This window comes from Pseudomonas sp., assembly GCF_048265905.1.
Lineage (GTDB): Bacteria > Pseudomonadota > Gammaproteobacteria > Pseudomonadales > Pseudomonadaceae > Aquipseudomonas.
The window spans coordinates 602,288-614,733 of record NZ_JBLXAP010000001.1; the positions used below are offsets into that span (position 1 = coordinate 602,288).

At 55.8% G+C, this 12,446-nt stretch carries 12 protein-coding genes; 2 read left to right on the forward strand and 10 right to left on the reverse strand.

Annotation, left to right across the window (positions count from 1 at the left end):
- Positions 1-79 precede the first annotated feature (79 nt).
- Both hutG and hutI read right to left on the reverse strand, forming a co-directional pair.
- The gene (hutG, locus tag ACN0UH_RS02830; protein WP_417660615.1) at positions 80-1,021 is read right to left on the reverse strand and encodes a formimidoylglutamase; all 942 of its coding nucleotides are present in this window, start codon (positions 1,019-1,021) and stop codon (positions 80-82) included.
- Positions 1,011-2,228 carry an imidazolonepropionase gene (gene hutI, locus ACN0UH_RS02835; RefSeq protein WP_417660616.1) on the reverse strand — a complete coding sequence of 406 codons (1,218 nt, stop codon included), beginning with the start codon at positions 2,226-2,228 and terminating at the stop codon, positions 1,011-1,013. The genes hutG and hutI overlap by 11 nt, the downstream gene beginning before the upstream one ends.
- Positions 2,229-2,490: 262 nt before the next feature.
- Here hutI and ACN0UH_RS02840 point away from each other — a divergent pair, with 262 nt between their 5' ends.
- Complete coding sequence (locus ACN0UH_RS02840) at positions 2,491-3,099, forward strand: HutD family protein (RefSeq protein ID WP_417660617.1); 609 nt, start codon at positions 2,491-2,493, stop codon at positions 3,097-3,099.
- Between the two features lie 78 nt (positions 3,100-3,177).
- Here ACN0UH_RS02840 and ACN0UH_RS02845 read toward each other — a convergent pair whose 3' ends face one another.
- The 5 genes from ACN0UH_RS02845 to ACN0UH_RS02865 all read right to left on the reverse strand — a co-directional run bounded on the left by ACN0UH_RS02845 (position 3,178) and on the right by ACN0UH_RS02865 (position 8,229).
- A complete protein-coding gene (locus ACN0UH_RS02845; protein WP_417660618.1) occupies positions 3,178-4,266 on the reverse strand; it encodes a P1 family peptidase in 1,089 nt (362 codons plus the stop codon).
- Positions 4,259-5,119 (reverse strand): ABC transporter permease, encoded by an 861-nt coding sequence (locus tag ACN0UH_RS02850; protein ID WP_417660619.1) that lies wholly within the window; start codon positions 5,117-5,119, stop codon positions 4,259-4,261. The genes ACN0UH_RS02845 and ACN0UH_RS02850 overlap by 8 nt, the downstream gene beginning before the upstream one ends.
- Positions 5,116-6,006: an ABC transporter permease gene (locus ACN0UH_RS02855; protein WP_417660620.1), complete on the reverse strand. Its 891-nt coding sequence runs from the start codon at positions 6,004-6,006 to the stop codon at positions 5,116-5,118. The genes ACN0UH_RS02850 and ACN0UH_RS02855 overlap by 4 nt, the downstream gene beginning before the upstream one ends.
- A complete protein-coding gene (locus tag ACN0UH_RS02860; protein ID WP_417660621.1) occupies positions 6,003-7,121 on the reverse strand; it encodes an ABC transporter ATP-binding protein in 1,119 nt (372 codons plus the stop codon). Before ACN0UH_RS02860 ends, ACN0UH_RS02855 begins: the two co-directional genes overlap by 4 nt.
- Positions 7,122-7,191: 70 nt before the next feature.
- A complete protein-coding gene (locus ACN0UH_RS02865) occupies positions 7,192-8,229 on the reverse strand; it encodes a polyamine ABC transporter substrate-binding protein (RefSeq protein WP_417660622.1) in 1,038 nt (345 codons plus the stop codon).
- A 242-nt stretch (positions 8,230-8,471) separates the two neighbouring features.
- Between ACN0UH_RS02865 and ACN0UH_RS02870 the strand changes: the two genes are divergently transcribed.
- The gene (locus tag ACN0UH_RS02870) at positions 8,472-9,314 is read left to right on the forward strand and encodes a MurR/RpiR family transcriptional regulator (protein WP_417660623.1); all 843 of its coding nucleotides are present in this window, start codon (positions 8,472-8,474) and stop codon (positions 9,312-9,314) included.
- Positions 9,315-9,394: 80 nt separating this feature from the next.
- Here ACN0UH_RS02870 and ACN0UH_RS02875 read toward each other — a convergent pair whose 3' ends face one another.
- The 3 genes from ACN0UH_RS02875 to ACN0UH_RS02885 are packed head-to-tail and all read right to left on the reverse strand — an operon-like array spanning position 9,395 to position 12,311.
- On the reverse strand, positions 9,395-10,471 hold the full coding sequence (locus ACN0UH_RS02875) for a polyamine ABC transporter substrate-binding protein (RefSeq protein WP_417660624.1): 1,077 nt from the start codon (positions 10,469-10,471) through the stop codon (positions 9,395-9,397).
- A gap of 37 nt (positions 10,472-10,508) precedes the next feature.
- Positions 10,509-10,850: a cupin domain-containing protein gene (locus ACN0UH_RS02880; protein WP_417660625.1), complete on the reverse strand. Its 342-nt coding sequence runs from the start codon at positions 10,848-10,850 to the stop codon at positions 10,509-10,511.
- 54 nt (positions 10,851-10,904) lie between these two features.
- On the reverse strand, positions 10,905-12,311 hold the full coding sequence (locus ACN0UH_RS02885; protein ID WP_417660626.1) for an NAD(P)/FAD-dependent oxidoreductase: 1,407 nt from the start codon (positions 12,309-12,311) through the stop codon (positions 10,905-10,907).
- Between the last annotated feature and the right edge of the window lie 135 nt (positions 12,312-12,446).

Genomic DNA, 12,446 nt, shown 5'->3' on the forward strand with positions numbered 1-12,446 from the left:
TCTAGGTTAGCGAAAACACTCATCGGATCATTCCTCACTGTTGTTTTTATTGGAGAAATAGCTGTGTTGGGCCTGTGCGTCAGCCAGTCAGTGACAGCAGGTGAATCAACCGCGCCGCCACCCGTGCGGTGCGCGTGTCGATGTCATGATTGGGGTTCAGCTCGGCCAGGTCTGCAAGACGTAACTTGCCGCTGTCGCGGATCAGTTCCAGCAAAGGTTCAAGCAACGCCAACGGCACACCACGCGCCGCCGGAGCGCTCACACCTGGCGCTTCACACGCTGGCAGCACGTCGATATCAATAGTCAGGTAGATCAGGTCGCAATCATCGATAAAGCCCTGCACATCGGCTGCAATCTCAGCGAGGCTGTCGGAACGAATTTGCCGGTCTTCACGCACCAAAACATCCAGCGCCTGCGCACGCTGAAACAGCGCGCGAGTATTGCTCGCCCGGCTCACGCCAAGGCAGGCATAGCGAAACGGCCAATTGCGCTGCGCGCATTGCTCGGCAATTTGTGCGAATGGCGTGCCCGATGAACGCACAAATGCAGGGTCACGCAGATCAAAATGGGCATCGAAATTAATGATGCCAATGCGCGGCGCAACATCGCTTTTCATATGCTGGGCAAGGCCTTGCCAGCTGCCAAAAGCAACCTCATGACCGCCACCCAACACAATCGGCAAGTGCCCGGCGTCGAGCAATGCCGCAACGTTAGCGCCCAAGCGCGCCTGCGCGGCCTCAAGATTGTCATCTGCGCAAACCACATCACCGGCATCAAATGCCGGGCCGCGGCGATGCCAAGCCAGATTAGCCAAAGCTTTACGCATGGCTTCAGGGCCAGCGGCGGCACCGACGCGGCCATGATTGCGGCGCACGCCTTCATCACTGGCAAAGCCGATTAGCGCAACACCGGGCTGCGCGTCAGCCGTCAGCGGCTGAATGCGCTGATGCCAGCGCGGGCTGTCTGCTTCCGGGTCGGTACGACCAGCCCAGAACTGCATTGAATGACGATCAACGGTCATGGGTTAGCACTCCGGCAAATACACGTTGGCGTAAACGGCCGGGCTGAACCGCATAAGCCAGTTCGGCAGGCTGCTGCACATCCCAGATGCACAGGTTGGCAGGCGCGCCGATCGCGATACGACCAAGGTCTTTGCGCCCGATAGCCGCTGCCGCATGAGCAGTCATCCCGGCCAATGCTTCACGCGGAGTCATGCGAAATAGCGTGCAAGCCAGATTGAGCATGAGGGTGGGAAAACAAATAGGTGAGGTACCGGGATTCGCATCGCTGGCCAACGCCATTGGCACGGCGTTATCGCGTAGCAACTGAATCGGTGGCAACTGGGTTTCGCGCAAGGTGTGAAAAGCGCCCGGCAGCAGTGTGGCAACAGTGCCGGCTTGCGCCATGGCTTTAACCCCGGCCTCATCCAGAAACTCAATGTGGTCTGCTGAAAGTGCGCCGTAACGAGCGGCCAAGGCACTGGCGCCCTGATTAGAGAGTTGCTCGGCATGCACCTTTATCGCCAGGCCGTGGGCTTGGGCGGCGATGAACACCCGCTCGGTTTGCGCAGGGCTGAAGGCGATGTTTTCACAAAACACATCCACCGCATCGGCCAAACCTTCACGGGCGGCAGCCGGGATCATCTGTTCACAGACCAACTGAATATAGCCGTCGCTGTCATCGGCATACTCGGGCGGCAAGGCATGGGCACCGAGCAATGTTGTGGTGATATGTACTGGGAGTTTTTCAGCAAGACGCCGGGCGACACGCAGCATCTTCAGTTCATCAGCGACGCTCAAACCGTAACCCGACTTGATCTCGACGCTGGTAACACCATCATCAATCAGCGCTTGCAAACGCGGCAGCGCCTGCGCTAACAACTCAGCTTCGCTGGCGCCACGCACGGCGCGCACTGAACTGATAATGCCGCCACCGGCGCGGGCGATCTCGGCATAGCTGGCACCTTCAAGGCGCAACTCGAACTCGGCTGCGCGATTACCGGCAAACACCAGATGAGTGTGGCAATCGACCAGACCTGGCGTCATCACGCTGCCGCGCCCTACTTCTATAGCACCCGGCGCATTCTGCAGATCAAAACTTGACTCAGGCCACAGCCCTGCAACCTCATCACCCTTGACCAACACAGCCATAGGTTCGGGCAGCGTCTGCAAACCATCAAAAACACTGACATCACGCCAGAGCTTTGCATCTTGACTGGATAACGGCATCGGAATGCTCCTTAATTCTTATGTATATACATTATGATTGATCATTCGATGGGTCAAGCCCCATTTGATCCACCCGACACGCAACAGGATGATTGTTCAGCCCCGCCAAACATCTAGCTAAAGCATTGATTTTTCCTGATAAATAGCATTAATTAGCTGATTCTCAGCACGTCTTATGCTTTAAATGACGAAAACCAAATGCCTTTCAGCATATAATTTTCTAATTGAAGTATTTGTATATACATTTAATAGGACATGACTCATGAGCATTCGCAGAGTTGACCTCGCCAACGCCAAACACATGCCTTGGAAAAACGGCGCAGGCAGCACCGCAGAACTTGCCATCGCCCCGCCTGGCGCGAGCCTGGACGATTTTGCCTGGCGCATCAGCAGCGCCAAGGTGGCGGGCCATGGCAGCTTTTCCAGCTTTAGCGGATTGGACCGCAGCCTGGCGATATTGAGTGGTGCAGGCTTAAGGCTGCACAGTGAAGCGTCAGCCCCGCTAGAGCTGACGACCGACTCACAACCTTGGGCGTTTCAGGGCGAAACGACGGTATATGCGGAACTGATTGATGGCGAAGTAACCGATTTCAACCTAATCAGCCGCCGCGCCGATTGGACGCACGACTTGCAGTCTCTGAATATCAGCACCAGCCACCGCTTAGCCGCTGCAGAGCAAACAACAGTGTTGATGATCTACTGCCACGCAGGCGGGCCGCTAACCTGTCAGTTCAAGGGTGAACAGCAGCTACTAAGCGCAGGACAAGGGCTGTTGCTGGACGAAGCAGATGCCAAACACGCGATCACCCTCAGCACGCAAATACCAAGCAAGGTGTATCTGGCCCATCTGCAGCAGCGCGCAAGCCACTAAACACACCGTAGCAGAGCACCAAGCGATGCCCTGCTCGTGAAGATGACGTGCATTACAGGCACAAATATCCGCAGCGGTTCAGCTGCTTTGTGCCTGAAACATCGCCATCAATCGCTCGCCATCTATTGCCGGGCAAATACCTTCGGGCTTTTGCATTGGTGCGTCTTCTGCCGCCAACATGGCGTTGAGCACAGCCTCCTCGGTGGCTTGCACCGCTGCCAGATAGATCGCATCGAAGCACTCATCATTCAGGTACTCGAGGTTCAGTCTGGTTTGTGTCAGTTGCGGTAATGGCCGGGGATTAGCCACACTGAATGCCAGAAAAATATCCCCTGAGTTATTACCGCCGGGTGTACCGCCGAGCCCTATACCAAGGCCTGCGCGCTGAGCTAAGCGTTTCAACTGGTGAGGCAGCAGCGGTGCATCGGTGGCAATCACTACGATGATTGAGCCACGCTCACGCTCCAACCCTTTCGGCGCGGCATCCTCCCAACGCTCGCCAACTGATGTGCCGAGCACTTTAAACCACTTGCGCTGACCATGATTGGCTTGCACCAAGACGCCGAAGGTGTAGTTTTGGCCGTCTATTTCAAGGCTGCGCGAGGCTGTGCCGGTGCCGCCTTTGAAGCCATAGCAGATCATGCCATTGCCCCCGCCGATATTACCTTCGTCGAGCGCACCACTGGTGGCTGAGTTTATGGCGGCGAGCGCATCAGCTTCAGTGACGTGCTGACCGTTGATATCGTTAATCACCCCGTCGTACGTTTCAGCAACCACCGGCATCGCCCACAAATGCTCGGCTTTCCAAGCGTCGGCGAAGTGGTTGATGGTCCAGCGCGTGGCGGCATGATGCACAATGCCCACGCTGTGCGTGTTGGTGATGCACATTGGCCCGACGAAGTAGCCGCCGTGCTCAACCCAATGGGTGCCAGTCATCTCACCATTGCCGTTGAGTGCGTGAAAACCGGCCCAAACTGGTTGGGGTTCGGATTGATAGCCGCGCGGCAGAATCGCCGTGACTCCAGTTTTCACCTGCTTGCCGTTGGCGGCAAATGCGTTAATGGTTTGGTAGCCAACCAGCACCCCAGGCACATCGGTAATGGCATTGTTCGGGCCGGTTTTGCCGGGCATTGGCAGACCGAGTTCGCGGGCGCGGAGCTTAGCCATGTGAGTCTTCCTTGGTTGTCGCGGGCTGACGACTGCGCAGGTATAAACCGACGGCAGCGATAATGAATGAAGCAATCAGCAGCAGTGTGGCGATGGCGTTGATCTCAGGTTTGATACCTCGGCGGATCATGCCGTAGATATAAACCGGCAAGGTGGTTGAATCGACGCCGGAGATGAAATAGGTAATCACCAGATCGTCCATCGAAATGATAAACGCCAGCAACGCACCACCGATTACTCCCGGCAAAATCAACGGCAAGGTGATGCGCCGGAAGGTACGCAATGGCGATGCACCGAGATCTGCTGAGGCTTCCTCAAGGCGTGTATCCATGCCGGCCAGACGCGCGCTAACCACCAGAAAGACATAGCTGATGAGGAAGGTGCAGTGGCCGATGATGATCGAGGCTTTGCCCAGCGGCATGCCAACCCCAACGAAAAAAATCAACAGCGCGATACCCAGCACAATGTCAGGCATCAGCATCGGCATAAACATCAGCACTCGGTAAAAGCCTTGCAAGCGGAAGCGGTAACGCGCCAGGGCCAGCGCCATGAATGTACCGGCAACCGTTGATATGGCGGTGGTGCTTAAGGCAATGATCAGGCTGGTACGCAAGGCCGCCAATAACTGGTCAGTGGACTCGACGTACATCGTGCTTGAGCCAAGGCTGTTGGACATGCCGAACAACGAGCGATACCAGTCGAGCGAAGCGCCACTCCAGATCATCATGTTGATCGGGTTGGAGTTGAACGAATAGATCACAATCAGCGCGATCGGCAGATACAGAAAAATGAAGAACGCTAAGCTATAGCCACCGAGCAAACCACGACCAATGCGTGCCATAAGTGAGTTCATTGCGCACCTGCCTTGTTGCGACTCTGAGCCAGCACATTAAGGGTCAGGCATACCAACACCGTGACCATAAGAAGCATTGCCAGTGCAGCGCCGAATGGCCAGTTACGGGCAGCAAGAAACTGTTGCTCGACCAGACTGCCGATCATCAAAACCTGCGCGCCGCCCAGCAACGACGGCACGATAAAGTTACCTAAACTGGGGATAAATACGATGATCGAACCTGCGGCGATACCCGGCAGTGTCATGGGGAAAATAATTTTCCAGAAACTCTGCCAGCGACTGGCTCCGAGGTCGGCCGAAGCCTCAAGCAAGCGACGGTCGAGTTTTTCAACACTGGCGTAAACCGGCATGAACATAAAAGGGATAAAGATATAGGTCATGCCAATCAGCACCGCAGTTTCGGTGTAGATCAGATTGATCGGGGTATTGATGCCCAGTGCCAAGAGGGTGGTGTTGATAAAGCCACTCGGACGCAGAATTATCACCCAGGCGTAGAGGCGCACGATCAGGCTGGTGAAAAACGGCAGCGTGATAAGAAACATGCAGAAGTTGCGCATCTTTTCCGGCTGGCGGGCAACCCAGAACGCAGCGGGGTAACACACCAGCAGCGTGAGCACGACAGTGATCGCCGCGAGCTTGAACGAGCGCAGGATTATTTCCAGGTAAACCGGATCAAACTCTTCCAGCGTGCCATCGGCCCAGCCCAGTACACGGCCAAAATTGTCTGGGTAAAAATTCCACTCGACGCCACCGTAGAGGCCGGGCTCAAGCAGGCTGTAGGTAGCCATAATCGCCAGTGGCGCGAGGAAGAACAGACCAATCACAAATGTTGCAGGGCTCAGCAAGCCAATCAGCTGCAGGCGTCGACGGCCCGCTAAACTGCTCATTGCTTGGCCTCATCAAGCAGGTGTACGCCGTCCAGCGCATAGCACAATTGCAGGCCGCTGCCAGGCTGTAGACGGTGCAGATCATGGCGGCCAGTATCACGAATCACAGCCTTTATCTGCATACCATGCGCGGTACGCAGGCTGACCTCAAAGTCTTTGCCGATAAACAGCGTCTGCTCGATGATACCTTCGAGCACCGCGCCATTTGCGCCGATAGTGTCGAGTTGAAACTGCTCCGGACGCAGCATTGCTTGCAGCTTTTGACCAACCTGCAACTGTGCAGCCGGTACCTGCAACACATCCCCCTGCTCGCTGCGCAACTGCGCTACACCCGCGTTGACAGCCACGACGCTGACATCGAACAGGTTGCTTTCACCGATGAAGCCTGCAACAAAGGCGTTGGCCGGGCGGTCGTATATCTCGGTTGGCGTGCCGATTTGCTGAATGTGGCCGCCGTTGAGCACGACGATGCGATCAGACATCGTCAGCGCTTCTTCTTGGTCGTGGGTGACGAAGACGAAGGCGATGCCCAGCTCATGCTGCAGTTTCTTTAGCTCGCGCTGCATGCTTTGGCGTAGCTGACGATCCAGCGCCGACAGCGGCTCATCGAGCAGCAGCAATGCAGGGCGATCGACCAATGCCCGAGCCAGTGCCACGCGTTGCTGCTGACCACCGGAAAGCTGCCCGGGTTTGCGCCGCTCCAGACCACCAAGACCGACTAGCTCAAGCGCCTCGCCAATACGCTGACGGCGCTCTGCTTTACCGACACCTTGTACCTCCAGCGCATACCCGACGTTGTCACCCACACTCATGTGGGGAAACAACGCGTAGCTTTGAAATACCGTGTGCACTGGGCGCTGATGGGCTGGCACGTTGTTCATTGGCTTGTTTTGAATCAGCAGTTCACCGCCGTCCAATTGTTCAAAACCACTGATCGTGCGCAGCAAGGTTGTTTTACCGCAGCCCGAAGGGCCGAGCAGAGTGACGAATTCATTGGCACCGACACTCAGGTCAATGCCATCTAGCGCGCGCACCAAGTGACCTTCGGGGGCCTGATAATGCTTCACCGCGCCGCGGATTTCGACGACCGGCGCAATACGGGTGTAAACGCTCATGGATAACTCCGTCCCGGCCTCAAGTGGCCGGGATTCACAGCGGGAGATCAGGCGGCGTACCGCCCACGACTCAGTTGGCGGTGCGCACTTTGGTCCAGGTGCGGTCGTACTGTTTGAGCGCTTTGCCGATATCTTCAAAGATCTGCAGCTTGGCCATCACATCAGCCGGCGGATTAATCTGTGGATCGTTACGCAACTCATCAGGCAGCAGCTCAAGCGCCGCCTTGTTCGGCGTGCCATTGGTTTGCTGTTCGGTATTGAGTGCGGCGATTTCAGGCTTCAGGAAGAACTCCATAAAGCGCTTGGCGTTGCCCTTATTCGGCGCATTCTTGAGTACGCACATATCTTCCTGATACATGGTCGCACCGCCTTTTGGGATCACATAGGCGAGCTTCTCCGGCTCCTGCCTGACGTACATTTCGGCGCCGACGAAATACTGTGCGGCGACCGCATCACCAGACTGAACCATCGGCACGCTGTCATAAGTGAAGGCGGAGATTAACGGCTTGCGCTCCAGCAGCCAGTCAGCAGCCAGCTTTAGATCATCACGATTGGTACTGTTAACCGACTTACCGTTCTCGATCAGGCCAACACCGAGAGTTTCACGCATATCATCGAGCATGATGACTTTCTTGCCAGCTTTGGCTTCAGCGAAGAAGTCATCCCAGCTCTCAATCGGTTTGGAAACCTTGGTCTTGTTGTAGAAAATACCGACTGTGCCCCAAGCATACGGCATGCAGTACTCGCCTTTGGGGTCAGACTTGGAGCGCAGGAATTGCGGGTCGATATTGGCAAAGCCCGGACTCTGGTTGATGTTGGTTTTTTCCAACAACCCCAACGCGGCCATGCTGTCGTGCATGTGTACCGATGGAAAGACGATATCGTAGCCACTGGCGCCAGCCTGTAATTTGGCGAGCATTTCCTCGTTACTGCCGTAAGTGTCGAGTGAAACCTTGATACCGGTTTCAGCGGTGAAGCGATTTAAGACTTCGGGGTTGATATAGTCGCCCCAGTTGTACAGATGCAGCTCTTCAGCGGCCTGCACACCATTGGCGGCGAGAAGTGCGCCGAGGGCGACGCAGCGGGTAGTTTTACGCAGTGCGAGCATGTTCCTGTTCTCCGTTGCTGAGTCGTGCTGATGCAGCACGACAGCTGTAATTGTTGTTGCGGCAGGAATGCGAGGCAGCGTCGCGGCAGGGTGGCTTTTTTATGGTGTACAAGGCCTGACCCATGCTGCCGTCAACCGGCACCTCTTAGCGTTACAGCTTGAGAGTAGAATATATTTATTCCAAAGATCAACAATTTGATATATTAATTCCAGAACTTTTTATCATAACTAGGGACACGCACATGCTCGAGAGCAGGATGGAACGCCTCGAAGGCAAGCTGACACCGGCTGAACGCACACTGCTGGCCTATATCCAGGCCAACCAGGAAACGCTCGCGTTTGAGACCGGGGCCACGCTTGCGACCAAGAGCGGTGTCAGCCCGAATACTGTCAGCCGTTTTTTGCGCCGCCTGGGCTACAAAGGCCTGAAAAGCTTGAAAGAAGAGCTTCGTGACGATGTGCGCATGCAGTCACTGCTCAACACCACCCTGATCGAACGCATGCAGCAGCCGGAAGATCTCGTTGCGCATTTGCATCAGGAAGTGGCCGCGCTCAACGAGTTTGCCGACCAGCTCGGCAGTCAATATTGGCGTGATATCGTCGCCAAGGTGAGTCAGGCCGAGCGGGTGTTTGTCTGCGGTTTCCAAACGATTCGCGGCTTGGCTGAAGACTTCGCCAACCGTTTAGCGCTGGTGCGCTCTGGCGTCGAGTTTCTTGATCTGTACAGCGGCGTGCTCGGACAGTGGATAGACAGCCATGACCAGCACTGCTGCGTGATTCTGATCGACATTGCGCCCTACGCCGACGCAGGCATTTCCTTCGCTCAGAATTGCCTGAGACAAGGTACTGACTTGGTCGTTTTCACCGATGAATACGGCATCGCCAAGCACATCGACACGCCCAACATCATCACAATGAAAACCAAGACAGGCTTGATTCTGGAGTCAACCGGCGGCCTGACCAGTGCCCTGAACGTATTGTTGCACTGCGTGGCCGCGCAACATAAAGGCCAGCTCAAGGAGCGCCTGAATGCGTACAGGGACCGGGTCGAAAGCCTGCGACTGTATCGCGCGACAAGCAAGTGACGACGGCCTACAGGCTTGCGCCATTCAATTGCAGCCACAAAAAATCCCGCTGATTGCGGGATTTTTGTGGCTGTAGGCGATTAGATCCCGCTCTTTACCTTGCTCCAGATTCGCGTACGAACGCGATCAATTTTGAGCGGCATCGCCTCCAGCGTATACAGGTTCGCCATTACCTCTTGCGGTGGATAAACCTTGTTATCCGCCTTCAGCGCCGGATCAACCAAACTATCGGCGGCGCCATTACCGTTGGCGTAATGCACGAAGTTACTGATATTGGCCATCACTTCGGGTTGCAGCAGATAATTCATGAATGCATAGCCGGCTGCCTCATTCTTGCTATCAGCGGGCATGGCAACCATGTCGAACCATAATGGCGCCCCCTCTTTCGGCACGACGTAATCAATATTGACTCCGTTTTTAGCCTCTGCTGCACGGGTCGACGATTGCAAGATGTCGCCGGAGAAACCGACCGCCACGCAGATGTCGCCGTTGGCAAGGTCACTGACATATTTCGACGAGTGAAAATACAATACGTTCTTGCGCATTTGCAGGAGCAAGGCTTCAGCCTTTTTGTAATCCGCCGGATCTTTGCTGTGATGAGGCAAACCCAGGTAGTGCAATGCAATCGGCAACAGTTCGGGGCCATTATCCAGAACGGCAACGCCACACTGACTGAGCTTTTCCATGTTTTCTGGCTTGAAGATCAGGTCCCATGAATCCAACGGCACGTCAGGCCCCAACACCTCCTTGAGCTTGTCGACGTTGTAGCCGATACCCGTTGTGCCCCACAGATAAGGGAAACCATGCTGGTTGCCCGGATCATTGGTTTGCAATGCCTTGAGCAACGCCGGGTTAAGGTATTTCCAGTTCGGTAGCTGGCTCTTATCCAGTTCTTTGAGCGCCCCGCCCTTTATTTGCCGCGCCATGAAATGATCGGAAGGAAACACCACGTCATACCCCGAATGCCCGGCCATCAACTTGGCGTCGAGCGTCTCATTGCTGTCGTATACATCATAGTGATTGCCAATACCCGTGGCCTTTTGGAAGCTTGCCAGAGTGTCTGGAGCAATATATTCAGACCAGTTGTAGACGCGCACAGCCTCGGTGGCCTGGCACGTTGAAGCCAGCAACAGCATTGGGATGAGTTTCTTTAGCATGACGCTTACCTCTACTTCTTGTTGTTGTTTTTATCTGTTAAAAAATCAGCACGTAGCTCTTACGCAGGGTTTCCTGAATATCCCAAACCCCCATTGAATTGGCTGGGAGCAAAATTGCATCACCGGCCTCAATCACCACAGGCTCGCCGCCGTCTGGGGTGAAGGTGGCGCGACCGGCGATAAAGTGACAAAACTCCTGCTGCACAATCTGCCGTCTCCAGCGTCCCGGGGTGCACTCCCAAACGCCGGTTTCGACGCCGTCAGCGCGTTCAACGCTGTGGGTCGAAGCAATGGCAACGGATTCGCCAAGCGGCACGGCAACGGGATTGGATTCATCCAGCAACAGTGTTGCGGTCTGTTTGAATTGAGTGATGCTCATCGTCCTGCCCTGTTGTTATGGGTTATGAGGTTGCTCCACAGAAGACCAATGCAATCAGCGCATCAGACCTTCCATAAATCCGGCCAACTGCTGGGCAAGCTGGCGCCGCCAAGGCGCCGTTGCGGGGTTGGCGAGCACGCGATCTTCGTGCACAAAACTTTTGATAATGGCGTTGTAACCAAGCCAACGGCATGGCTCTGGCTCCCAGCCCGATAAACTACGCAGTGGTGTATCGCCCAGTACCCAAGGCTGCTGAGTGAGCTGATTGTCCTGACCGAGGATCAGCGCCGCCAGAGTTCGCCCTCCCAGATTGCTGGCGCCGACACCTTCGCCACCGTAACCACCGGACAAGGCCAGCCCCGCTTTACGGTCAATCAACATATGTGGGCGGAAACGCCGGGCGACGCCAAGGTTGCCGCCCCATGAATGCGTCAGACGGACATTGCGCAACACCGGGAACAACTCACTGAACAAGTAGCGACGCAGCTCAAGCTCATGCTCTTTTAGGTTGAAGTCGCTGCGCAAACGGCCACCGAACTGGTATCCACCGCGCGCACCAAAGACTAAACGATCATCCGCACTGCGCTGCCCATACGTAACCTGCCGACTGTTCTCACTAAACGCCTGTCCGCGTTCCAGACCGATTTGCGCCCACGTGTCTGCAGATAACGGCTCTGTTGCGGCAATCAAACTTTGCACCGGCAATTGATAACGCCCAAGCGGCGGTAATGACGCGGCATATCCTTCAACCGCGGGCACCAGCCAATCGGCTTTTACTGAGCCCTGTGCAGTGCGCAGCAACCCTGTTTTCCAATGGGTTACCTGACTCTGCTCAAAGATTTTCACGCCCATGCGTTCGACGCACTCAGCCAAGCCACGAGCCAAACGCGCAGGCTGGATAGTCGCGCAATGCGGGCTGAACAATGCACCGTAGGGATTGGCAATACGCAACTGCCCGGCCAACTCGGTAGGTGTCAGCCAGCGATAATCCTCTTCGCCCATGCCTTGCGCCCGGATGGCCTGTAATTGTGCGCGCAGCGCAACTTCCTGTTCCGGGTAACGGGCCGCGCAATACAACACGCCACCTTTGCGGTAATCACAGTTAATGGATTCGCGGGCCAGCACCGAGGCGACTTCATCGGGTATGCCATGCAACAACGTGCGTGAGGCGTGTCGCGCTTGCGCTGAAAGCCCGGCAAGCAATCGATCACTGCCAAGCAAGTCGCCAATCAGCCAGCCGCCATTACGGCCCGAAGCACCGAAGCCAGCGGTTTGAGCCTCGACAATTACAATCTTCAACTGCGGTGCCTGGCGCTTAAGGTAATAGGCCGTCCACAGCCCGGTGTAGCCCGCACCGATAATGGCGACATCCGCCTGCAAGTCTTCGCTCAACGCCGGGCGGGCATGCAGAGGTTGGTCAAGCTGATCCATCCACAGACTGATATTGCGCCAGTTGCTCACGGCGATGCTCCGCTCAATTTGAAGTTGAGCGCAGACTATTAACTCGACCCATGGCTTGTCTTGCGTGCGGGCACGCAAGGAAAAAATTGCGCACGCAAAACCTGCAAGACGAACAACACAGAGTTTGTCCGCCAA

What these genes read in the sequence shown, in the direction of transcription:
- hutG (WP_417660615.1), bottom strand. Translation starts at nt 1,021, where the DNA reads ATGACCGTTGATCGTCATTCAATGCAGTTCTGGGCTGGTCGTACCGAC.
- hutI (WP_417660616.1), bottom strand. Translation starts at nt 2,228, where the DNA reads ATGCCGTTATCCAGTCAAGATGCAAAGCTCTGGCGTGATGTCAGTGTT.
- ACN0UH_RS02840 (WP_417660617.1), top strand. Translation starts at nt 2,491, where the DNA reads ATGAGCATTCGCAGAGTTGACCTCGCCAACGCCAAACACATGCCTTGG.
- ACN0UH_RS02845 (WP_417660618.1), bottom strand. Translation starts at nt 4,266, where the DNA reads ATGGCTAAGCTCCGCGCCCGCGAACTCGGTCTGCCAATGCCCGGCAAA.
- ACN0UH_RS02850 (WP_417660619.1), bottom strand. Translation starts at nt 5,119, where the DNA reads ATGAACTCACTTATGGCACGCATTGGTCGTGGTTTGCTCGGTGGCTAT.
- ACN0UH_RS02855 (WP_417660620.1), bottom strand. Translation starts at nt 6,006, where the DNA reads ATGAGCAGTTTAGCGGGCCGTCGACGCCTGCAGCTGATTGGCTTGCTG.
- ACN0UH_RS02860 (WP_417660621.1), bottom strand. Translation starts at nt 7,121, where the DNA reads ATGAGCGTTTACACCCGTATTGCGCCGGTCGTCGAAATCCGCGGCGCG.
- ACN0UH_RS02865 (WP_417660622.1), bottom strand. Translation starts at nt 8,229, where the DNA reads ATGCTCGCACTGCGTAAAACTACCCGCTGCGTCGCCCTCGGCGCACTT.
- ACN0UH_RS02870 (WP_417660623.1), top strand. Translation starts at nt 8,472, where the DNA reads ATGCTCGAGAGCAGGATGGAACGCCTCGAAGGCAAGCTGACACCGGCT.
- ACN0UH_RS02875 (WP_417660624.1), bottom strand. Translation starts at nt 10,471, where the DNA reads ATGCTAAAGAAACTCATCCCAATGCTGTTGCTGGCTTCAACGTGCCAG.
- ACN0UH_RS02880 (WP_417660625.1), bottom strand. Translation starts at nt 10,850, where the DNA reads ATGAGCATCACTCAATTCAAACAGACCGCAACACTGTTGCTGGATGAA.